The sequence below is a fragment of the Planococcus sp. TJ-302 genome (assembly GCF_058268455.1).
In genome coordinates, this window is the sequence record NZ_JBZDOI010000001.1 from 2,193,403 (window position 1) to 2,215,065 (window position 21,663).

At 46.4% G+C, this 21,663-nt stretch carries 18 protein-coding genes and 1 riboswitch; of the genes, 8 read left to right on the forward strand and 10 right to left on the reverse strand.

What is annotated here, in order from left to right; genetic code table 11:
- Window positions 1–27: 27 nt before the first annotated feature.
- On the reverse strand, window positions 28–891 hold the full coding sequence (locus AC4EHB_RS10630; protein ID WP_490975527.1) for an HAD family hydrolase: 864 nt from the start codon (window positions 889–891) through the stop codon (window positions 28–30).
- 633 nt (window positions 892–1,524) lie between these two features.
- On the opposite strand from AC4EHB_RS10630, the gene glcT reads away from it, so the two are divergent.
- The gene (gene glcT, locus AC4EHB_RS10635; RefSeq protein ID WP_490975528.1) at window positions 1,525–2,364 is read left to right on the forward strand and encodes a glucose PTS transporter transcription antiterminator GlcT; all 840 of its coding nucleotides are present in this window, start codon (window positions 1,525–1,527) and stop codon (window positions 2,362–2,364) included.
- A gap of 185 nt (window positions 2,365–2,549) precedes the next feature.
- On the forward strand, window positions 2,550–4,616 hold the full coding sequence (ptsG, locus tag AC4EHB_RS10640; RefSeq protein ID WP_490981441.1) for a glucose-specific PTS transporter subunit IIBC: 2,067 nt from the start codon (window positions 2,550–2,552) through the stop codon (window positions 4,614–4,616).
- Window positions 4,617–4,695: 79 nt separating this feature from the next.
- Here the strand turns inward: ptsG and AC4EHB_RS10645 are convergent, their stop codons facing one another.
- Window positions 4,696–5,637: a Gfo/Idh/MocA family protein gene (locus AC4EHB_RS10645; RefSeq protein WP_490981442.1), complete on the reverse strand. Its 942-nt coding sequence runs from the start codon at window positions 5,635–5,637 to the stop codon at window positions 4,696–4,698.
- A 131-nt stretch (window positions 5,638–5,768) separates the two neighbouring features.
- On the opposite strand from AC4EHB_RS10645, the gene AC4EHB_RS10650 reads away from it, so the two are divergent.
- Window positions 5,769–5,975, forward strand: coding sequence for a hypothetical protein (locus AC4EHB_RS10650; RefSeq protein WP_490981443.1), 207 nt, complete (start codon window positions 5,769–5,771; stop codon window positions 5,973–5,975).
- A 20-nt stretch (window positions 5,976–5,995) separates the two neighbouring features.
- On the opposite strand, the gene AC4EHB_RS10655 is transcribed toward AC4EHB_RS10650, so the two are convergent.
- The gene (locus AC4EHB_RS10655; protein WP_490981444.1) at window positions 5,996–8,038 is read right to left on the reverse strand and encodes a GAF domain-containing protein; all 2,043 of its coding nucleotides are present in this window, start codon (window positions 8,036–8,038) and stop codon (window positions 5,996–5,998) included.
- Window positions 8,039–8,597: 559 nt separating this feature from the next.
- Between AC4EHB_RS10655 and AC4EHB_RS10660 the strand changes: the two genes are divergently transcribed.
- Window positions 8,598–9,140, forward strand: a complete 543-nt coding sequence (locus AC4EHB_RS10660; RefSeq protein ID WP_490975533.1) for an ECF transporter S component — start codon at window positions 8,598–8,600, stop codon at window positions 9,138–9,140.
- Window positions 9,141–9,237: 97 nt separating this feature from the next.
- Here the strand turns inward: AC4EHB_RS10660 and AC4EHB_RS10665 are convergent, their stop codons facing one another.
- On the reverse strand, window positions 9,238–10,782 hold the full coding sequence (locus tag AC4EHB_RS10665) for a malate:quinone oxidoreductase (protein ID WP_490981445.1): 1,545 nt from the start codon (window positions 10,780–10,782) through the stop codon (window positions 9,238–9,240).
- A 476-nt stretch (window positions 10,783–11,258) separates the two neighbouring features.
- Between AC4EHB_RS10665 and AC4EHB_RS10670 the strand changes: the two genes are divergently transcribed.
- Both AC4EHB_RS10670 and AC4EHB_RS10675 read left to right on the forward strand, forming a co-directional pair.
- Complete coding sequence (locus AC4EHB_RS10670; RefSeq protein WP_490981446.1) at window positions 11,259–11,984, forward strand: DUF4386 domain-containing protein; 726 nt, start codon at window positions 11,259–11,261, stop codon at window positions 11,982–11,984.
- Between the two features lie 69 nt (window positions 11,985–12,053).
- Window positions 12,054–12,425: a VOC family protein gene (locus AC4EHB_RS10675; protein ID WP_490975536.1), complete on the forward strand. Its 372-nt coding sequence runs from the start codon at window positions 12,054–12,056 to the stop codon at window positions 12,423–12,425.
- Between the two features lie 61 nt (window positions 12,426–12,486).
- Here AC4EHB_RS10675 and mmuM read toward each other — a convergent pair whose 3' ends face one another.
- Genes mmuM through AC4EHB_RS10695 form a run of 4 tightly spaced genes read right to left on the reverse strand, consistent with a single transcriptional unit; the run spans window position 12,487 to window position 15,758 of the window.
- Window positions 12,487–13,425 carry a homocysteine S-methyltransferase gene (mmuM, locus tag AC4EHB_RS10680; RefSeq protein WP_490981447.1) on the reverse strand — a complete coding sequence of 313 codons (939 nt, stop codon included), beginning with the start codon at window positions 13,423–13,425 and terminating at the stop codon, window positions 12,487–12,489.
- Between the two features lie 40 nt (window positions 13,426–13,465).
- On the reverse strand, window positions 13,466–14,206 hold the full coding sequence (locus tag AC4EHB_RS10685) for an amino acid ABC transporter ATP-binding protein (RefSeq protein WP_490975538.1): 741 nt from the start codon (window positions 14,204–14,206) through the stop codon (window positions 13,466–13,468).
- The gene (locus AC4EHB_RS10690; protein WP_490975539.1) at window positions 14,203–14,925 is read right to left on the reverse strand and encodes an amino acid ABC transporter permease; all 723 of its coding nucleotides are present in this window, start codon (window positions 14,923–14,925) and stop codon (window positions 14,203–14,205) included. The genes AC4EHB_RS10685 and AC4EHB_RS10690 overlap by 4 nt, the downstream gene beginning before the upstream one ends.
- A gap of 23 nt (window positions 14,926–14,948) precedes the next feature.
- Entirely contained in the window at window positions 14,949–15,758 is an 810-nt protein-coding gene (locus tag AC4EHB_RS10695) for a transporter substrate-binding domain-containing protein (RefSeq protein ID WP_490981448.1), read from the reverse strand.
- Between the two features lie 113 nt (window positions 15,759–15,871).
- Window positions 15,872–15,978: riboswitch (SAM riboswitch) on the reverse strand.
- A gap of 256 nt (window positions 15,979–16,234) precedes the next feature.
- On the opposite strand from AC4EHB_RS10695, the gene solA reads away from it, so the two are divergent.
- Window positions 16,235–17,377 (forward strand): N-methyl-L-tryptophan oxidase, encoded by a 1,143-nt coding sequence (gene solA, locus AC4EHB_RS10700; RefSeq protein ID WP_490981449.1) that lies wholly within the window; start codon window positions 16,235–16,237, stop codon window positions 17,375–17,377.
- Between the two features lie 176 nt (window positions 17,378–17,553).
- On the opposite strand, the gene katG is transcribed toward solA, so the two are convergent.
- Together katG and AC4EHB_RS10710 are read right to left on the reverse strand one after the other, a co-directional pair.
- On the reverse strand, window positions 17,554–19,803 hold the full coding sequence (katG, locus tag AC4EHB_RS10705; RefSeq protein ID WP_490975542.1) for a catalase/peroxidase HPI: 2,250 nt from the start codon (window positions 19,801–19,803) through the stop codon (window positions 17,554–17,556).
- A 217-nt stretch (window positions 19,804–20,020) separates the two neighbouring features.
- Entirely contained in the window at window positions 20,021–20,800 is a 780-nt protein-coding gene (locus AC4EHB_RS10710) for a nitroreductase family protein (RefSeq protein ID WP_490981450.1), read from the reverse strand.
- Window positions 20,801–21,027: 227 nt separating this feature from the next.
- On the opposite strand from AC4EHB_RS10710, the gene AC4EHB_RS10715 reads away from it, so the two are divergent.
- Complete coding sequence (locus tag AC4EHB_RS10715) at window positions 21,028–21,597, forward strand: YdeI/OmpD-associated family protein (RefSeq protein ID WP_490981451.1); 570 nt, start codon at window positions 21,028–21,030, stop codon at window positions 21,595–21,597.
- Window positions 21,598–21,663: the final 66 nt, after the last annotated feature.

The following is a 21,663-nucleotide window of genomic DNA, read 5'->3' on the forward strand; positions in this document are numbered from 1 at the left end:
GCAGCCCTCTTTTTTATTGCTTACTCTTTATACCTTCAATGCCAATACACGATTCTTCAAAAAATGGTAGACCCCGTCTTCGTCACACGTGAATTCCGTCACTTCATCGACGACTGCCTTGATGTGGTCATGTGCATTTTTCATTGCCACTGAATGGGTAACAAATTCGAACATCTTCAAATCGTTGTCGCTGTCGCCGATCGCCAATGTGTCGCAACCTGTTAAGCCGAAGCGTTCCAGCATCTGCTCAATGCCCGATGCTTTGCTGACATTCGCCACCATCACTTCCGCGTTATGCGGAGAAGACGGCGTCATCGTAAAGTCCATGTCCTGCTGCAGTTCCGCAAGTACGACTTTCCAGTTTTCGATTTCTTCCTTCGTTCTCGCAAAAAAATAAAATTTGGAGAAATGGCTGCCGACGATTGTTTCCGTCCACGCAATTTCTTCCGCAAGCGCTTTTTGGCGCGAAATCCATTCGTTGATCTGCACCGAGTCCGGCTTTGGTTCACGGATGGCCGCTTCTACAAAATCCCGGTCCTGCTGGAGGACGATCCGCGATTCGCCATAAGGGAAAAGTTCGTAATAGATTTCATGTTGGCGTGCTTTCCCAATAATCGTTTCCACCAATTCCAGCGATAAAGAATGCTCGAATACCGTCTCTTCGCCAATATAGCCCGACATACCATTCGCCGTGATGATGCCGTCTACCGCAAAGCCTGGCGGCAACATCTCTGTTAATTCAGCCGCCGATCTCCCTGTTGCTATAAAAACAAATACGCCTTCGCTGCGCAATTCGTCTATAATTTCTTTCGTGTGGATGCTCACTTTGTTGTGGTGATTCAGGATGGTTCCATCCATGTCCAAAAATACTGCTTTCGGTTTGATTGACACATTATTGCCTCCTCATTATACAAATAGAAACTATTAAGCCAGTATACGCCTGAATTTTTCCAAACTCAATGAATGCAGACCAAGTTTACAAAAGCTTAACCGTTCTGACAGCATCTTAATTGCTATTGCAATATGGCAATAAATGATAGAATAATGCTAATCAAAAAAGTTTTATGGGCGTTTTAGTTTTTTATAATAGGTATCGATATTCCGCAAAACAGCTTCGCTTGCCGCGGGCAAGACATTGGCCGAAGCTAACGAGGGCAAGTCTTTGCGACGAAGCAGCGAAGCGATGCAGGAGCAGTAAGGTTTTCTTCACTGTTTTGCTCCATATCTAGAGAAATTAAAGAACATGCTGAAACTGCAACTTTCATTTTCTTTGACAAAAGAAAAAGTTCACTATCAAGAAAGACATTTGAATGAAGCGGAAGGCGGCGACTCCTGCGGAACTAGCCTGAGCTGAAGGCCCCGCAGGAAACGAGGTTTGTAGAACCTCGTTTGCGACGAAGCTAGCGAAGCGATGCAGGAGCAGCTCTTTTTCTAGCGACGAGGAGACTGAAGCCAGGCCCGCGGAAAGCGTCCGCAAGAGCGCAATGAAAAGAGATACACGAAGCCAGGCGGATGGAGGTTGAAATGGAACAGATTTTAATTATAGAAAAAGTATTGAATAATAATGTCGTCATCGCCCGCCATGACACCTATAAAGAAGTCGTGCTGATCGGCAATGGGCTTGGCTTCAACCGGAAAAAAGGCGACAGCATCCCTTTCGACACCGCCGACAAAACCTTTTTGCTGAAAGATGAAAAAGAAATGGAGCAATACGTCAACCTGCTGCCCCATATCGAGGAGAACCTTCTCGGTTTCATCCATGACTTGCTGCTGTTTATCGAAGACGGCATGGGCAAAGAGCTGAACGAGCATATCCATGTCGCTTTGACAGACCATCTGGCGTTCGCCATCAGCCGGGCGCAAAAAGACATGCAGTTCTCGAACCCGTTCCTTTACGAAATCGAGGCGCTATACCCGAAAGAATACCGTGTCGCCAAAGAGGTCGTGAAAAAAGTCGAATCGCATATCGGGATCACTTTTCCTGAAGGGGAAATCGGCTTTATCGCGCTCCATATCCATAGCGCAGTGACCGACAAATCGCTGCGCGACATCAATCGTTACAATGCGCTCATCTCACAGCTGGTGGAAATCATTGAAGCGAACTTGTCGATTCAGCTGCAAAGAGACGATGTCGATTACCACCGGCTGATCCAGCACCTGCACCGCGCTATCGACCGTGCCCATAAAGGCAATTCCATCGCCGAGGAACGCAAACTCGAAGAATTGTTGAAAAAGGAATATCCGGTGTGCTATAATCTTGCGTGGAAGCTGATTAAAGTGATGCAAAACCAATTGAACAAGCCGATTGATGAAGCTGAAGTGCTTTATTTGACGATTCACCTTCAACGCTTGCTCAATAATTAAATAAGCCAAACATACGTGTTACTGATACGATCAGGCATGAGTATGAAAAGATTCAAAGATTAATCCAAAGGGGAATTCCATCCTTTTTTAATCGCGTCTTTTCTGCTCATGCCTTTTCTTTTGCCAGCACCGTTCACTTTGGCCGCATCTAAGATAGCCCATTTTATTAATAAGGAGGAATTTTTATGTCAGTTAAAACTGCAAAACCTGCAAAATCCCGAAATCTTTTCGGCCTTATGCAGCAAGTCGGTAAAGCATTGATGCTGCCGGTCGCGCTTTTGCCAGCTGCGGGTATCCTGCTTGCATTCGGTACTAGCTTTGCCCAAGATTCTTTTTTGGAAGCGGTGCCATTCTTCGGCGCTGACTGGCTTCAGAAATTATTATTCGTCATGGCGGAAGCCGGCGGCATCGTATTTGCTAACTTGCCGTTGCTGTTCGCGGTCGGCGTTGCCATCGGACTCTCCAAAGGCGACGGCGTAGCGGGCCTCGCAGCCATCATCGGCTATTTGATCATGAATGTCACGATGAAGGCGTTCGGCAATATTACGCCTGAAATGACGACGGATCCCAAGTACGCGGAAGTGTTGGGTATCCCGACGCTGCAGACAGGCGTCTTCGGCGGTATCATTGTTGGTATCATGGCAGCTTTCCTATACAATCGATATTTTAATATCCAATTGCCACAGTTTCTCGGCTTTTTCGCCGGAAAACGCTTTGTGCCGATCATCACTGCTTTCTCGGCGGTGTTCCTGGGCATCGTGATGTTCCTGGTTTGGCCATTCGCCCAAAACGGTTTGAATGCTCTTTCCCATTTCATGCTTGAAACGAACCGCACGCTTGCGGCTTTTGTTTTCGGGACAATCGAACGTTCATTGATCCCATTCGGCCTGCACCACATTTTCTACTCACCGTTCTGGTTTGAGTTCGGTTCTTATACAAACGCAGCGGGCGAAATCATCCGCGGCGACCAGCGCATTTTCTTCGCTCAGCTGCAAGACGGCGTCGACTTTACCGCTGGTACATTCATGACTGGGAAATTCCCGTTCATGATGTTCGGCCTTCCGGCTGCTGCTTTGGCAATCTACCACACAGCGCGCCCTGAGAAAAAGAAAATTGTCGGCGGCATCATGGCGTCCGGCGCATTAACTTCATTCTTGACGGGTATCACGGAACCGCTTGAATTCTCGTTCTTGTTCGTTGCTCCTATCCTGTTTGGTATCCATGCAGTTTTTGCGGGTCTGTCGTTCATGACGATGCACTTGCTCGACGTTAAGATCGGAATGACCTTCTCTGGCGGCTTGATCGACTTCCTGCTGTTCGGCGTTATGCCGGGCCGTACAGAATGGTTCTGGGTCATCGTTGTCGGACTGGTATTCTCGGTCATCTACTACTTCGGTTTCCGTTTCGCCATCCAGAAGTTCAACTTGATGACTCCTGGGCGTGAAGCGGATGAAGAAGGCGATGATGTTGATGAAGTAATCAGCGACTTGCCTTATGAAATCCTTGAAGCTATGGGCGGCAAAGAAAATATTGCGAACCTTGATGCTTGTATTACACGCTTGCGTGTCAGCGTTGAAGACAAAAACAATGTAGACAAAGCTCGCTTGAAAAAACTTGGCGCTTCCGGCGTCATGGAAGTCGGCAATAACATCCAGGCCATCTTCGGCCCTGTGTCGGATAGCCTGCGCGGCCAGATGCAGGATATCATGGACGGCAAAACGCCGCGTGCGAAAAAAGCTCCTGCAGCAAGCGCAGAAGAAGCAGCAGTTAATTTGGCGGCATTCGAGTTCAGCAGTCCGATGACCGGTGAAATTTTGCCGATCAGCGAAGTTCCTGACCAAGTGTTCTCCGGCAAAATGGTCGGCGACGGTTTTGCGATACGCCCAACAGATGGCAAAGTAGTTTCTCCGGTCAACGGCAAAGTCGTGACGGTGTTCCCTACGAAGCACGCAATCGGCATCGTGGCGGACAACGGCACAGAGATTCTGATCCACATCGGTATTGACACGGTCCACCTGAAAGGTGAAGGCTTCACTTCGAAGATTGAGCAAGGCGACCTTGTCGAACAAGGCCAATTGCTGATGGAAGTGGATTTGGATTATGTCGGAAAAAATGCACCTTCAATCATTACGCCAGTCGTCTTTACAAACCTGGAAGAAGGACAATCAATCTCCGTCCAAGCAACAGGCCATGTAAAAGCGAATGACAAAAACATCGTTGCTATCATTGAAGGCGACTCTGCATCAAACTAATCTTCAACTAATAAAACAATAGAAAAGCCAATGCAGCTGCGAGTTAACTCCGCAGCCGCATTGGCTTTTTTCATTTTATTCAGAGTGCCAGGATTTTGACAGTGATCCGGGATATTTCATGGGTATTGACTGGAGATTCCAGTTTCTGGCCGTTCGCACAGTCGATGAATTCCTTTAGTTCGTAATACATCGTGTCAAAGCTGTGTTCCACAGACAAGTCTTCAGTGCTGCCGTCGCGGTATTTAATCGTTGCAATCTTCGGGTCGCTGATGCGGTCGATTTCGATGACGCCGAGTTCGCCCTGGATTTCGCTTGGCATGTACGAGTCCGATATTTTCGAATACATCGCCACTGCTTCAAAACCGTCGTAATTGAGGATCATGCTCCCCTGCCCTTCGGCTCCGGTCGATAACAGGTGCGTATTTTTCAAAACTGCCTGCGGCTCGCCGGCAAGGTGGACAATCGGCGCGATGCAATAAACGCCCAGGTCGGTTTTGGCGCCATTGCCAAGTTCCGGTATAAAAGCGTTTTCGATAATGCCTTCTTTGTATTTGTCGTAGCGCGACGAATACTGGTTGTAATGGAAAACAAAACGGCGCAGCGGTCCGATTTTGTCCAGGTTCTTTTTCACATTGAGGAAAGTCGGTGTCACGGTTGACTTCATCGCTTCCATAAACGTTGTTCCATACTGTTGTGAGGCTTCAATGATGCGGTCGAATTCCTCAGCAGATGTGGCAGCAGGCTTTTCACAAAGCACGTGAATGCCGTGTTTCATTGCAAGAACACTTTGTTCCACGTGAAACGCGTTAGGGGAAGCGATATAGACCGCATCGATTGTTCCGCTCTCGAACATCTCAGCCAAATCCGTGTAAACATATTTCACGCCATATTTTTCAGCAAATGCTCTGCCTGTCTCTTCCGTTCTGGAATAGATGGCGCCGATGCTGAACTCCGGCAAATCTTTTGCCGCTTTAATCATCCGGTCGGTAATCCAATTCGTTCCGATAATGCCAAATCTCATATACAATCTCCTTTTCTGCAGATAACGCCGTTCTTTTTTTGCAATAAACTGAAACCTCAGCGATGCCCAGCCGTAAATAAAACCGAAAGGCCATTTTCCAATCCTTACAAATTGATGAAGGAGTGATTTTCATGATGTGGTTCTTCGTATCGCTCGTCTCGATTATCGGTTTTGCAGCATTGCTCGATTGGCGAAAAAATAAAATCAATCATTCTCCCCACCGGTTCGATCATCCGGACAATAGTTCAGGAAACTCCACCCATTATTACAGCGGCGAATCCTCTTCTTCAGACTGCGGAAGTGATGGCGGCGGTGGCGGTGGCGGTGGCGATGGCTGACTTTACCGTGCCTTACTTTTCTATAAAAAGAATTTGGTGAAGAAGGTTGTGCCTTTCGGACCCGTCTTGATTTCGATTTTGGCATTGTGGCGGGCGGCGATGGCGTAGCAGATGCCCATCCCCAGGCCCGTCCCATTGTCTTTCGTCGTGAAGAACGGCGTTCCGATTTTCTCCATTACCTCCGGCAGGATTCCTTCTCCTTGGTCTTGTATAGCAAGCACGACACAGTTTTCGTCCGCCCTGTAATAGGTGCTGATGTACAGCAGCCCTCCCGCCTCCATCGCTTCAAGGCCGTTACGGTAAATATTGATGATCAATTGTCGGATTTCGTTATGGTTCAGCAGCAGTTCAGGGATTTCTTCGGTTTCAATTTCAATTTCTTTGTCTTGGTTGGATGTATCAATTTTGATCAACGGGGAAATGCCTTCGATGATCGCATTCAGGTTCGACATCTGCAAATCGGATGTCCGCGTATTTCCCACTGACAGGAATTCTGTAATAATGGCATTGGCGCGATCCAATTCCTCGATCATCAGGTTGAAATGCCCTGCGTGCTCCTGCAGCCCATCTTCCTGCTGCAACAATTGAAGAAAGCCCCGAACGGTCGTCATCGGATTGCGGACCTCGTGGCTGATGCCCGCTGCCATCTGGCCGATCAGATCCAAATTGGCAAGCCGCTTCAATTCCTTCTCATACTTCCTTTTTTCCGTGACATCCTTCAACATGCAGCAAATGCCTTCATCGTAAGGATACGCCACTGCCTCAAAACAATAACCCTCCAACGAATCGATTTCAAAATGCACTGACACCCGGTCATTCATGGCGCGGTGGAATTCTTCATACATCGCTGTTTTGGCAGCGCTCGGGAATACTTCCCACATATTCTTGCCTATTACTTCTTCCGCCGTTTTGTTATGCGGCAGGAATTGGTGTTTATTGATATAAATATACTCCCAATCCTTGTTCAACGCGAAAAAGCCGTCTGTGATGCTTTCAATGACGCTCGCCACTTTTTCGTTGGCAGCCGCAAGCTCACTCGTCCGCTCTTCGACCATGTTCTCAAGCTGGTCCATATGCAATAAATTCGAGAACGTCGGAGCCGTCGTGTCAACAATCGACTGCGCCATCTTAACCTGGGAATCTTCGGAGCCCGCAACGTCCACTTCGGCCACTGCAATAACCCCTAACACTTCTCCCATGGATACAAGCGGAATCATCAGCAGCCCTGCCTGGCTTTCACCCGGAATGAGCATGACGTTTTTTGAAGCAATCGCTTCCTCCGCCAACTCCCCGTAGCTCCGGGAAGGGTCTGCGCCTGCAAGCTTCCTGCTCCACTCTGCTTCTGTCCAAGCGCAGTTTTTATTCATCTTGGTAAGGCCGACCGTCTTTTTCTCCACCGGCTCCAATAGATGGGCAATAATTTTTTCGCTGCCTAAGATTTTCGCCAAATAGTAGAAACATTTATCCAAGCATTGCTGGATCGATGAGCACATCGACAGCTCACGCGTCACATTGAGCAGCAGTTGATTTTCAGTGATCAGCTCTTCTTTTTGTTTGAACGTTTTCGCATTCTGGATGGCGACTGCCGCCATATTGACGTAAGCTTCCACGCTTTGAATTTCCGATTCCGTTAAATACATCGGCTTTCCAAAATCGAATAAGAAAACCAAACCAAACAATTCCTGCTCAAAGCAAATTGGCAGCGCCAGCAGCGATTTCACTTCAAAAGCTTCGACCGGCGTGCGGTCTGGCCGCTTGTCTTTTAAGGTATCAGGAATGTAGATTGTTTTCCGCGTTTCAATCACTTGCTTGGCCAACAGGTCTGTAGCCGGGTCGATCACCTGCGTTTCAAGCTTTTGCCCGTTAATGACATCCGGTTTTCCCGCAACTGCTCGGAAGGTACCGTCATCTTGGGCCATGAAAACTCCCACTGAACTGCATTGCACAATCTCTTCTGAAATCGCCTGTGTGACATGCTGCAGCACCTCACGCAGTTCCAGCTTCGTATTGATGATCTTCGTTATATTGGCAAGTCTGGAATATCGGGTTTGTTCCGCTAACATACATGTGGTCTCCCATCACTGGCATAATTCGTTTCCATGCCTTTCTGCTATTTTATCCCTTTTTGCTAGTAACTGCTAGAAAAGTCAGCTAATCAAAATCAAATTTCTACGCCTGCATCCGGTTTCGGTCAACAAAATAAAACTGAAAGCACAATAAAGCCAGGAACCGCAGTAAAATCGCTGCAGTTTCCGGCTTTTTTTATCATATGAAATAGAAAAAGCACCCTACCCGGAGGTAAGGTGCTGCTTTACGGCGTCCAAATCACGGTTCACAACGTGTTCCTAAAAGGAGTATTTGTCCGTCTTACGTAAACGAGCTCATCGCGTCTTTAACAATAAGGCATGGCAGCGAATGTGTCAATAAATTTCGCCTCTTCCAGCCTGGCATTTCATGCTTCTATCCTTTTAGATAAAACTGACCCCTAAACATTATCCCAAATTGATACTTTCCACTACGCCAGTCCTCTGCTAGTGTTATCAGTAAATTTAAAACAAAAAGCAGCGGAACAGCCCGTCTCACGCGGTTCCCCGGCCTTTTAAGAAAAGGAAGGTTATGGCTATGCAAAAAACAGCTCCTGCAGCGTCTTATTCCAATAAGCGCACATTCAATCTTATTTTGACGTCGATGTCCATCGCACTCGTCTTTGTTGCCACATTATTATTGAACATCAAATTGCCAATCACGGCAAATGGCGGCTTGGTCCACCTTGGAACTGCGATGCTCTTTATCATCGCCATCGTTTTCGGCCCTAAAAAAGCGGCAATCGCAGGCGCAGTCGGCATGGGGTTATTCGATTTGGTATCTGGCTGGACGTTATGGGCGCCAATTACCATCCTTGCACGCGGCTTACAAGGCTATCTGGTCGGAAAAATCGCCTGGTCGAAAGGCCGCGACGGAAACAGCGTCGGCTACAACATTCTGGCGGCAATCGTCTCCATCCCATTCATGCTGGCCATCTACTACGTCGGCGAAGCGATCATTTACGGCAACTTCGTGGTGCCGGCAGCGTCGATTCCGGGCAATATCGTACAAAATGTCGTCGGTCTTTTAGTCGCAATACCTGTGGCGATCGCATTGAAAAAAACGCCGTTCTTCAAATAAAATCCGAATCACCCTTGCCGGCATTTTGCCGGAAACAGCAAAAGAACCTCCGAGCCGCGAGCGGCTTAGAGGTTCTTTTCTTTGTCTAGAGAAATTCTTAAGCTTTTTCATTAACCAATGCCGCTTGTGCACCGGAAACTGGAGATGCGGTCACGTTTGTTTCGTTCAAGCCCAGCGATTTCGCTGTAGCCGCATGGATTTCTTCGAACAGCGCTGGGTTTTCAGCAAGCGCTGTACCGTATGAAGGAATCATTTCTTTGATCTTCGGTTCCCATTCCTGCTTGTGCTCAGGGAAGCATTTGTCGAAGATCTCAAGCATTGCGTGAACGGCAGTCGAAGCGCCTGGAGAAGCTCCCAGCAACGCAGCGATCGAACCGTCAGCGCTACTGACGATTTCGGTGCCGAATTGCAAGGTGCCTTTGCCGCCTGCTTCCGTATCTTTAATGACCTGAACGCGTTGGCCAGCCACTACGACATCCCAGTCCTCAAGCTTCGCAGTCGGGATGAATTCACGCAGTTCTTCAACGCGCTTTTCGTTCGACAGCATAACTTGCTGAACAAGGTATTTCGTCAATGACATCTCTTTCGCCCCAGCAGCAAGCATCGTGAAGACGTTGTTCGGTTTAACCGATCCGATTAAGTCCATGTTCGAACCTGTTTTTAGGAACTTCGGCGAGAAGCCAGCAAATGGCCCAAACAGCAAGGATTTTTTGTTATCGATAAAGCGTGTGTCCAAATGCGGCACGGACATCGGCGGTGCGCCGACTTTCGCTTTGCCGTAGACTTTCGCGTGATGCTGTTCGACGATTTCCGGATTCGTGCAGACCAGGAACATTCCGCTCACTGGGAATCCGCCGATATGGCGGGATTCCGGAATACCGGTTTTTTGCAGCAATGGTAAACTTCCGCCGCCGCCACCGATAAAGATGAATTTCGCAGTGTGGTACTCGATTTTATTGTCGGCGAGGTTCTGGACCTTGACTTCCCAAAGGCCTTCGCTCGTGCGTTTGATGTCTTTGACGCTGTGCTTGTAATTGATCTCGACATTTTTCTGTTGCAGGTGGTCAAACAACATTTCCGTCAACGCGCCGAAATTGACGTCTGTGCCGGAGTCGATTTTGGTTGCCGCAATCGGTTCGTTCGACGTGCGCCCTTCCATGATCAACGGCATCCATTGCTTCAGCTTTTCAGGGTCAGCAGAGTATTCCATGCCTTTGAACAGCGGATTCTTAGATAGCGCTTCAAAACGCTTCTCCAAAAAATTCACGTCTTTTTCGCCCTGCACCATGCTCATATGCGGAATCGGCATGATGAAGTCCTGCGGATTGCTGATCCGCTTATTGTTCACCAGGAAAGACCAGAACTGTCTGGACAGCTGAAATTGTTCGTTGATATTGATCGCTTTGCTGATTTCTACAGAGCCATCCGGTTTTTCGGGTGTATAGTTAAGCTCGCACAGTGCCGCATGCCCCGTACCGGCATTATTCCACTCATTGGAGCTTTCCGCTCCCGCTTTTTCGAGCTTCTCAAACACTTTGATTTCCCATTCCGGTGCTACTTCTTTAAGCATTGCGCCCAAAGTTGCGCTCATGACTCCCGCACCAATTAAGATAACATCTGTTTTTTCATGTCGGTTGCTCATTATACCCTTCCTTATCCCGTATATTTGCAGATCAAGATGCATGCCTAGTCCGGCTGTACAGCTCTTCTGCCTTTTTTATAAGTTTATCATAATCCATATTGGCTATTTACATTAAATATCTGCTACCAACTCCCAATTATAAACTATTTAAAGCGCGTTATAAAGCGGAAAGCCCTTTTGCAATGGCCTAATAACAAACAAAAACCAAGGCTAGGAAGAAGCTTGCAAGGCATAATTCCCTTCAACCCAGAAACTTTTAGAGAAGAGAAGTTTTTTATCTGAATTTAGCAGGAACTTCCAGCTATGCTGTTGAATAGAGCCTCAAAAGAGAAACTTCTGTCATCTCTAGAACTGGCTTTTCGCATTGCTCGGATCTTTAACTTGCCGCAGCCAGAGATATTTTACAGGGATGGGGCGCTAAGAACACCGATTGTTTTGCTTTATTTTTTATGAGGTTTTAAAAAAGGAGGCAGGAAATGAATTCTAACAAAAGAGCGGCAAAAATTGTGGGTGTGCTATTTCTACTGGCAGCAGTTTCAGCGGTTGCCGGTGTCCTTTTATACGCTCCTATCCTAAACGTACCCAATTACCTGGTTGAAGGTGCCGAACACGACAACCAAATCATATTTGGAGCGCTTATGGAATTGGTTCTCGTCATATCAGCGGTCGGCACAGCGACGACCATGTTTCCAATTTTAAGAAAGTACAACGAAACAATTGCTCTTTGGCATGTTTGCTTTCGGTTTCTTGAAGCGGTTGTCATTACTATTGGTGTAATCAGTGTACTATCTTTACTAACCTTAAGCCGGGAATTTGCAGCAGCAGGCTCTCCGGATACTGCCTCTTTTGAAGCTGCCGGAACTTCATTGATTGCTATCCATGATTGGACATTTATGCTTGGACCACTTTTCTTTCTAGGGATTAACACGATTATGTACAGCTATATTTTTTATAGAACCAGGCTCGTACCCAGGTTTATATCTATTTTAGGAATAACAGGTGCTATATTCGTTTTTATATGTGCTTTGTTAGTCATGTTCGGAGTAATTGAACAAGTATCTTTCTGGGGGGGCATTTTGGCGCTGCCGGTAGCAGCCACGGAAATGATTTTAGCAGTATGGCTCATCGTAAAAGGATTCGATGAATCTGTGCTTGCTTCCCTGTCTGCGAAGAAGAATCCAGCTGAATCAGCACTGGACTAAATAATGTGGATTCTTGATTAGAGCGGAAGGCGAATGCCTACTATTAAAAAGTGAAACGGAGGCAACAACATGCAATTGGGCGCTTTTTCAGTCAGTCTAAACGTCAGCGACATCCACGCCTCGAAAGATTTTTACGAAAAGCTGGGGTTTGAAACGTTCGCCGGCGATATCGAGCAAAATTGGCTCATTATGAAAAACGGCACGACGATTATCGGCCTATTTCAGGGCATGTTCGAAAAGAACATCCTGACATTCAATCCGGGTTGGGATGAAAATGCGCAAAACCTGGGGGAGTTTGCGGATATTCGCGAGCTCCAGAAAACACTGAAAGCCGGCGGCGTAAAATTTCTCAGCGAAGCGGATGAAACGAGCGAAGGCCCTGCGAGCTTCACTGTCGAAGATCCGGACGGCAACCCAATCCTGCTCGACCAGCACCGCTGATACCGATAAAAAAGGAAGGTTCTTATGCGCCGCATAAAAGCCTTCCTTTTTATTTGCAGCTTTAGGAATTGCGCACCCACGCGGCAATGCCTTCGATATCTTGCGGAGAGGTCCTGCAACAGCCGCCGATTACTGTCGCCCCGGCTTTATGCCATCTTTGGCTAAGGGAGCTGTAGCGCTCTTCAAGCGCCTTTCCGTCCCACGTCTTGCTCGCAACGTCGTACGCTTCACCGGAATTCGGATAAACGATAATCGGCTTTGCGGTCTGCTCCGCGATTTCCCCTATCAGTGATTCGATAAAAGCTGGCGCGGTGCAATTAATGCCGATTGCCGCTACCTGCTCCTGGCCATCCAGGTACTTGGCGCATTCAGCAGCCGTTTCTCCGTTGCTAATGTGGAAAGCATCTTTCGCGCTGAAAGAGATCCACGCGTACACTCCCGGAAATTCCTTCAGCACTTCCACAATCGCTTCCGCCTCCAGCAAAGAAGGGATTGTCTCACACGCCAATAGGTCAGCGCCTGCTTCTGCCAGCAGCTTCATGCGGCTTCTGTGAAAATCCTTCAGCTCCTCCTTGCCCACACCGTAATCGCCGCGGTATTCAGAGCCATCCGAAAGAAATGCACCATACGGACCCACGGAAGCGGCCACCAGCGGTTTCGGCCGGTTCGACTGATCGTCCAGCTCCGCCCAAAATTCATCGCGCGCCTCTTGTGCCAGTCCAACCGACTTTTTGATCAAGTCCGCTGCCTCGTCCGCTGTCAGCCCTTTTTCTTTATAGCCTTCGATCGTTGCCTGGTAACTGGCCGTAATCGCGCAATCTGCGCCGGCTTGGAAATAATCGAGGTGGACCTTCTTTATCAATTCCGGATTTTCCATCAAAACTTTCGCTGACCATAAACGATCATTTAAGTTACAGCCGTAATTCTCAAGCTCTGTCGCCATTGCGCCGTCAAGAATGACAATTGGAAAGCTTTTCAAAATTTGTTCGATCGGGTTCATTTCAAAACATCCTTCCTATGTCCAGGTTCGTTTATCATCTCTACTTATTTCGGCTTGCTTTACTTAAAAACTGCTTTGTTCTTTCCGCTTTCGGCTGAGTGAAAAGCTGTTCTGCTGTTCCTTCTTCGACAATCACGCCGTCTTCCATGAAAATGACGCGGTCCGAGATTTCACGGGCGAACTGGAGCTCATGGGTCACGATAAACATCGTCTTCCCAGTAGCTGCTACGCTTCTAATCGTGGCCAAAACTTCATCAACCAGCTCTGGGTCAAGTGAAGACGTCGGTTCATCGAACAATAAAACTTCCGGATTCAGCGCAAGCGCACGGGCAATGCCGACCCGCTGCTGCTGGCCGCCGGATAATTGTGCCGGGTAATAGCTGAGCCGATTCGTCAATCCCACACGTTCCAAGATGTCCAGACTCTTCTTTTTTGCTTCGTCTTTCTTCAATTGCTTGACGCTCGTCAAGCCGATCATCACATTATCCAGCACGGTCAAATTTTTAAATAAATTATATTGTTGAAAGACCATACCGGTCGACGTCCTTAACGCGAAAATATCTGCCTTGCTTGCAGATTCAACGTCCACTCTTTTGCCGCCGATTTCCACGATTCCGCTCGTCGGCTGTTCCAGGAAATTGATGCAGCGCAGCAGCGTCGATTTTCCTGATCCGCTTGGACCCAAAATCGATACAATCTCACCTTTAGAGACCTTTAGGTTGATTCCTTTCAGGACGTGTTGGCTGTCATAGTATTTGTGGATGTTTTCTAACTTGATCATGCCGCAATCCCTCTTTCATATCTGCGCGCCCGCTTCTCTATTTTCACTAGCACCCGCTCCACGATAATGCAAAGAATCCAATAGACAATGGATACCGCAATATATACTTCAAAAAATGCCAAGCCGCGCGAACCAAGAATTTTGGCTTGCCCCATAATGTCCACGACGCCGATGATGAACACAAGAGATGTGTCTTTGATCGTACTGATGAACATATTGCCGAGGTTCGGTATGGCTACGGCCAAAGCCTGCGGAAAGATGATTTTCAGCATCATAGCCGTCGGGCTCATGCCGATCGCTTTCGCGGCTTCAAATTGGCCGCGGTCCACCGATTCAATTGCGGAACGGATCGTTTCGGATAAATACGCGCCGAGGTTGATGGAAAATGCCATTAACGCATATACTTCAGGCGCAATGCTATTGACGTCTGCGGATTGCAGCCAACCGTATTCGATCTGCAGAAAGTAAATGATCTTCGGTATTCCATAAAACACGAGATAGATTTGAACCAGCAAAGGCGTTCCCCTTATAAAAGATACGTATATCGATGAAATTACACTTAATACCGGAACCTTATATATTTTAATCAATGCCGTAAAAACGCCGATAAACAAACTTAATACCAATGAGCCGACCGCTATTCCGATCGTAATGGGCAGCCGTGAAACAATCGCAGGAAAACTATCGATTAAAAAATTCAGATCCAGTAAATTCTCCATTTTCTCTTTCCTTCCAGGAACTTTTATTCAGGAATATATTCTCCGCCAGTCCACTTTTTCGATAGTTCTGCTAAGGTGCCGTCCTGTTTAAGCTGTTCCAGAATCGGATCAACCAATGCTTTCAACTCTTCGCCTTGCTCGCCATTTTTCAAGACAATTCCCATATCATCATTGACCAAGGGCTGGCCCACAATTTCGACGCCTAAATCGTTCTTTTCCAACACCGCATTGATCATAATCGGATCATTAACATAGGCATCCACACGCCCATTTTGGACATCCTGCAAAATTTCTGAAGGGTTGCCGCTTTCGCTGTATTTCAAGTCGATAGGGGTTTTCGCCGTTTCGTTGTATTCCTCCAGCAAAAGCGTATATGAATCGCCCGCTAATGCGCCGACCGCCTTGCCTTCCAGATCTTCGACTGTTTGGATATCTTCTCTTCCTGATTTCACGGCAATGACCGTTTCAGCGGCAAAATAAGACTCGTCGGTGAATAAGTATTTTGCCTGGCGTTCAGGCGTCTTCGCTACTTGGTCCGCTATTGCCTGGATTTTATTGGATTCCAAAGCAAGAAACATGCTGTCCCACGGAACGGCGACAAACTCGAATGCGTAGCCATCCAATTGTTCATCAATCGCTTTTACAACTTCGATGTCGTACCCGGTCAATTCGTTGTTATCATCCGCAAAAGCGAACGGTGGATAATCATTCTGCGTCCCTACCAAAATCACTTGGTCGCCCGTTGCGCTTGTCGCTTCCTTTGACGAACAGCCGCCGAGTGCGCTGCCTACTAATAAAAAAAGCGATACGAATAAATAATGTTTTCTTTTCATGTTCAAGCCCCTTTTCTTTGTCTAAGTGGTGTTATCTTTGCGAAGCACGCGGGAAATCTCCCTGTTTTTTGATGCAAAAAAGCCTCTTTCAATAGGAAAGAGGCTCGACCAATTTCTTATCTCTCAGAATGAAAACCATTCTGCAGGAATTAGCACCTCTCATAAAAATGATGGTTGCTGGACTTCACAGGGCCTGTCCCTCAGTCTCTCTTGATAAGTTATTTAATTTTTTTACATATTAACGATAGTATTTGACATTGACTCTCCTGTCAAACCTATTTTTCTTTTATTTTGAATTTACACAAATCATTTTTGTGGAAATCCGAAATTTATGATTGCTGGGCGTACAATGGCTGATTGACAATGATTCAAATCTTCACTACTATTCTAATAATAATTCATATCCATTTATTTTACAGGCCAGCCTGCCTTCTTTAAAACGTTTCAAATTCAGCAAGTATGGGAGTGATATAAAAATGACAAACGAATCTCTTTACGATGTCGCCATCATCGGCGCCGGAACCATGGGCATGGCGGCCGGCGCCTTTTTAGCACAGCAAGGCGCAAAAACGCTATTGATCGATGCCTTCGACCCGCCTCACCTTAATGGCAGCCACCACGGGGATACCCGCTTGATCCGGCATGCTTATGGCGAAGGCCGACAATACGTTGCGTTAGTGCTGCGTGCCCAGCAGCTATGGGAGGAATTAGAGCGGCAGACCGGCACCAAGATTTTTGAAAAAACCGGAGTGATTGGCCTTGGCCCGAAGGAATCCCCTTTTCTACAGGAAACTATTGCAGCTGCCAGAAAGTATGACCTATCGTTAGAGATTCTCAACAGCACTGAAATTATAGAGCGATGGCCCGGCTTTTCAGTGCCGGACCATTTTATCGGCTGCTTTGAAACGGAATCCGGTGTCATTTACAGCGAGAATGCGATTCGGGCGTATAAAGAAATTGCGCTTGCGAACGAAGCACATTTTATGCCCAATACACCCGTTCAGCACATCGATTTACATGATGCGAAAGGCGTTAAAATTTCAACCGGAAATGCGGAATTCCTTGCCAAGAAAGTGATTGTCACTGCCGGGGCATGGGCTGCGAAACTACTGCCCGATTTAAAGCTGCCCATTCAGCCGACACGCAAAGCCGTCGGTTGGTTCGAAGCCCCTCATTCCCTATACGATGCGGCCCATTTCCCTTCCTTTTACGTAGAAGACCATGATAAAAAGTTTTACGGTTTTCCTAGCCTGAATGGCACTGGGCTTAAAATCGGTAGATCGGATGGAGGACAAGCAATTGATCCGCATCTGCAAAAACAGAATTTCGGATTATACGATGCAGATGAAGGCGATTTGAGGCATTTTCTTGAAAGCTACCTGCCTGAAGCAAACGGGAAACTTGAACAAGGGAAAACCTGTTTGTATACACTATCAAGCGACAATGATTTTATCGTCGACTTTCATCCGGAAAATAACCGCGTAATTTTTGCCTGCGGCTTTTCTGGGCATGGTTTCAAGTTTGGCAGTGTGATGGGGGAAGTGTTAAGCCAAATGGCTTTAGCAGGCCGGAGCGAATTTGATATTTCCATCTTCTCGCTTAAGAGATTTGGTTTGTGAAGCTAAATGAGAGTGTATTTTAAAGCAGCTGACAGGAAAATCCTATTCTCATGCTTACAAATATCTCGTTCCTTTAACTATCAGAAATAAAAAAACCGTAAGCACCTCGTCTCAAAGAGGGCTTACGGCAAAAAAATCCTGGCCAGCATGATGCTCCTGGCCAGGATTTTTTCTAATTAGTTTGTTACATCAAAACGATCGGCATTCATCACTTTGTTCCATGCTTTGATGAAATCGCGAACAAATTTTTCTTTGCTGTCGTCTTGTGCGTAAACTTCGGCAATTGCACGAAGGATCGCATTCGAACCGAATACTAAGTCAAAACGTGTTGCTGTGCGTACGACTTCGCCCGTCGTACGGTTTTTGCCTTCGTATTTATTGAACTTGACTGGCGTCCATTCGATGTTCATATCCAACAAGTTAACGAAGAAATCGTTTGTTAACACGCCGACTTTGTCGGTCAAGATTCCTTCTGTAGCCCCTTGGTAATTTGCACCGAATGCGCGCATGCCGCCGACTAACACAGTCATTTCTGGAGCTGTTAAGCCAAGCAAGCTCGCTTTATCAAGCAGCATTTCTTCTGGGCTTGTTGCATATTCTTTCTTCTGGTAATTTCTGAAACCATCTGAAATCGGCTCCAACACTTTGAAGCTTTCTGCATCGGTGTGTACTTCGAGTGCATCTCCGCGACCTTGAGTAAATGGCACAGCGATATCATATCCAGCTGCTTTTATAGATTGTTCAATTGCAGCGTTTCCTCCAAGCACGATCAAGTCAGCGATGCTGATTTTGTTGTCGGTTTCTGCTTTCAACTGCTCGTAGAAAGAAAGAACTTTGGCCAATTCTTCTGGCTCATTTACTTCCCAATCGCGTTGAGGAGCGAATCGGATGCGTGCTCCATTGGCGCCGCCGCGCTTGTCTGAATCACGGTACGTGCTGGCAGAAGCCCAAGCTGTTTTAACCAATAGCTGTGGGTTTAGTCCGCTTTCAAGGATCTTCACTTTCAGCTCATCCAATTCTTTGTCTTTTAATGTACCTGGTGCTTCCGGTACTGGATCTTGCCAAATCAATACTTCTTCTGGAACTTCTGGTCCCCAGTAACGCACTGTTGGCCCCATGTCACGGTGGAGAAGCTTGAACCATGCGCGAGCAAAGGCATCTTGGAATTCTTCCAAATTTTCATAGTAACGGCGGGAAATCTTTTCGTATGCCGGGTCCATGCGCAACGCCATGTCTGCCGTTGTCATCATTGTTTTCACTTTGATGGATGCATCTTCTGCGTCAGGCGCCATATGATCTTCTGGCAAATCTTTTGCCGTCCATTGGTATGCACCAGCAGGAGATTTCGTTAACTCCCACTCGTAGCCGAACAATTGCTCGTAATAGCCATTATCCCATTGTGTCGGGTTGGCAGTCCAAGCCCCTTCGATACCGCTTGAAATCGTATCGCGGCCTTTTCCTGAACCGTATGTGCTCTTCCAGCCCATTCCCAAGTTTTCCATAACAGCTGCTTCCGGATCGTCACCTACCTCAGAAGCATCTCCAGCTCCATGAGCTTTACCGAATGTATGTCCACCTGCGATTAACGCAACTGTCTCTTCATCGTTCATTCCCATGCGGCCAAAGGTCTCACGGATATCGTAAGCACTTGCAAGAGGATCAGGCTTGCCATTTGGTCCTTGCGGATCCACATAAATCAAGCCCATTACAACTGCAGCAAGAGGTTCTTCTAATTCGCGGTCTCCTGAATAACGGTTATCCGATAACCACTCTTTTTCATTGCCCCAATAAACGTCTTCTTCCGGTGCCCAAATGTCTTCACGGCCTGCGCCGAATCCGAACGTTTTGAAGCCCATTGATTCAAGTGCCACGTTGCCCGTCAAGACGAGTAAATCAGCCCAGGAAATTTTGTTTCCGTATTTTTTCTTGATCGGCCACAACAAACGACGGGCCTTGTCCAAGTTTACGTTATCCGGCCAGCTGTTAAGCGGTGCAAAACGCTGATTTCCGGTAGAACCGCCTCCACGGCCATCCAATGTACGGTAAGTACCTGCGGCGTGCCATGACATACGGATAAATAAACCACCGTAATGGCCATAGTCAGCCGGCCACCAGTCTTGGCTGTCGGTCATCAAAGCGTGAAGATCTTGCTTTAATGCATCATAATCCAATTTCTCGAATTCTGCTTTGTAATCAAACTCTTCTCCTAGAGGATTGGATTTTTTATCATGCTGATGCAGAATGTTGACGTTCAGCATGTTCGGCCACCAGTCTTTATTTTGGGTTTTGCCTGGTTTGTTCGAAGTTGTAATGGCACTATCTCTGTGCCCACCTGTTTGGCTGGTTGGCTGCCCGCCTCCTGCGCCCGTTATCGGACATTGTGCATCTGATGCAGCTGTGTGACGCTTTTGGTCATTGTTATCCATCTTTTAAACCCTCCTAATGATAATGAAAATGGTGAACTCTAATCCATAATTATTGAGGCCAACTATTGTTAACGGCATACAATAATTCTTACATTAGAATTATACTAAAGTAGATATAGACTGAACAGCAATAAGGTTCTCCGTTTTAGATTTAAAGGAAGTTTCTATTTTACTCCTTCAAATTCATGTCTTTCCGTTCTTAGGAATCAAGGAAATTTCATCTATTATTCATGAAATTTTGCTTTTCCAAGTAGTCCAGCACCGTTTGGGAAAATTCAAGATGAGGTTCCTTCGTATATTTGGCCACTGAATAGATTTGCGCAAGGTTCGTTAATTCTAGCTGTTCCGTCATTTCCTTTAGCCTGGGAACCTCCATATAGCGGTCCCATCCCTTTTCATTTCTTTCTTTATAAATTTCCAGAATTTTTTCCTCCGAATAATCACGGTATTGATCGTAGTGAACAATTCCATGCATTGGCAGCCGGTCTCGCGGAGCAGGATTTTCTGCCGGATATCCTAAAGAAAAGCCTACTATTGGCACAACATTTTCCGGCAAGTTCAAGAGTTCGCCAATTTGGTCACAATTCGCAAGCGTTGAGCCCATATAACAAATGCCCAGTCCCGCATCCTCTGCTGCCAATGCACAGTTCTGCGCCACTAAAGTTGCATCAATGGCACCTATCATCAGGCTCATGAAATTATCAAAATGGACAGGCGCATCATTGAGAGCCAGCCATTTTCTCATTCTATTAAAATCAGCGCAGAATGTGACCAGCACTGGAGCATCAACTACCATCGATTGTTCCATGTGTGCTGTGTATAATTTTTCTTTAAGTTTTTTGTCTTGCGTAACAACAATCGAATAAGTTTGCATATTGCCGCTTGAAGAAGCACGAATGCCCGCCTCTAATATTTCGTCCAGCAGTTCCGGACTGATTTCCCAATCCTCATATTCTCTTATGGATCTATGTCTATGAATAGCATCTTTCAACTCCAAAATCATCACTCCTTATTCAAATGATAGCATTAAATAAGAATGTTCTGAAATTAAAGATTGCATGTTAAAAGCTTTTTTGGATGATGATCAGGCTCTGCAGAACTAGATTACCGTCATTTAGTAATAAAACAGTTCAGTCGATTTGACTGAACTGTTTGAGAGAATATATTTTATTAGTAACTATCACTAACTTCCTGCCAAAACTAATTTGAAAGGATGCATCCACATTGGAAATTGAGAATCTGCTCAAAGTTAAGACAAGGCAAGAATTAAGAAATTGGCTTGAGGAAAATTCAACAACAGAAAAATGTTGTTGGGTAATCGTAAGTGTACCTGAACGATCAGGTGTCATTCAGTATCTAGATGCAGTGGAAGAGGCCTTGTGTTTTGGTTGGATCGATGGCATAGCAAAGAAAATATCAGCTGCTGAATTGGCTCAACGGTTTTCTCCGCGAAAGAAAACAAGCAATTGGACAGAATTGAATAAGGAACGGGTACGAAGATTAGTTAACTTGGGAAGGATGAAAGAGGAAGGGTTGAAAATTCTCCCCGATATGCGGCCTGAATCTTTTATTATAGACAAGGATATTGAAACCCGTCTGAAAGAAGACAGCCAGGTATACGAGAACTTCCTGAACTTTCCTGAACTGTACCGGAGGATCCGAATTGATACCATTCAAAGTTCTAGAAATGACCCTGCTATTTTCAATAAAAGGCTGGATAAGTTTATTAAAAATACAAGAGAAAACAAAATGTACGGCCAATGGAATGACAATGGCCGTTTGATCGATTATTGAAGAATCATGAAATCAAAAGACCCTTCTACAAACAGAACCCTGGCTGCCCGTTTTTTCTAAAGCAGG

What these genes read in the sequence shown, in the direction of transcription:
- glcT (WP_490975528.1), top strand. Translation starts at nt 1,525, where the DNA reads ATGGAACAGATTTTAATTATAGAAAAAGTATTGAATAATAATGTCGTC.
- ptsG (WP_490981441.1), top strand. Translation starts at nt 2,550, where the DNA reads ATGTCAGTTAAAACTGCAAAACCTGCAAAATCCCGAAATCTTTTCGGC.
- AC4EHB_RS10645 (WP_490981442.1), bottom strand. Translation starts at nt 5,637, where the DNA reads ATGAGATTTGGCATTATCGGAACGAATTGGATTACCGACCGGATGATT.
- AC4EHB_RS10650 (WP_490981443.1), top strand. Translation starts at nt 5,769, where the DNA reads ATGATGTGGTTCTTCGTATCGCTCGTCTCGATTATCGGTTTTGCAGCA.
- AC4EHB_RS10655 (WP_490981444.1), bottom strand. Translation starts at nt 8,038, where the DNA reads ATGTTAGCGGAACAAACCCGATATTCCAGACTTGCCAATATAACGAAG.
- AC4EHB_RS10660 (WP_490975533.1), top strand. Translation starts at nt 8,598, where the DNA reads ATGCAAAAAACAGCTCCTGCAGCGTCTTATTCCAATAAGCGCACATTC.
- AC4EHB_RS10665 (WP_490981445.1), bottom strand. Translation starts at nt 10,782, where the DNA reads ATGAGCAACCGACATGAAAAAACAGATGTTATCTTAATTGGTGCGGGA.
- AC4EHB_RS10670 (WP_490981446.1), top strand. Translation starts at nt 11,259, where the DNA reads ATGAATTCTAACAAAAGAGCGGCAAAAATTGTGGGTGTGCTATTTCTA.
- AC4EHB_RS10675 (WP_490975536.1), top strand. Translation starts at nt 12,054, where the DNA reads ATGCAATTGGGCGCTTTTTCAGTCAGTCTAAACGTCAGCGACATCCAC.
- mmuM (WP_490981447.1), bottom strand. Translation starts at nt 13,425, where the DNA reads ATGAACCCGATCGAACAAATTTTGAAAAGCTTTCCAATTGTCATTCTT.
- AC4EHB_RS10685 (WP_490975538.1), bottom strand. Translation starts at nt 14,206, where the DNA reads ATGATCAAGTTAGAAAACATCCACAAATACTATGACAGCCAACACGTC.
- AC4EHB_RS10690 (WP_490975539.1), bottom strand. Translation starts at nt 14,925, where the DNA reads ATGGAGAATTTACTGGATCTGAATTTTTTAATCGATAGTTTTCCTGCG.
- AC4EHB_RS10695 (WP_490981448.1), bottom strand. Translation starts at nt 15,758, where the DNA reads ATGAAAAGAAAACATTATTTATTCGTATCGCTTTTTTTATTAGTAGGC.
- solA (WP_490981449.1), top strand. Translation starts at nt 16,235, where the DNA reads ATGACAAACGAATCTCTTTACGATGTCGCCATCATCGGCGCCGGAACC.
- katG (WP_490975542.1), bottom strand. Translation starts at nt 19,803, where the DNA reads ATGGATAACAATGACCAAAAGCGTCACACAGCTGCATCAGATGCACAA.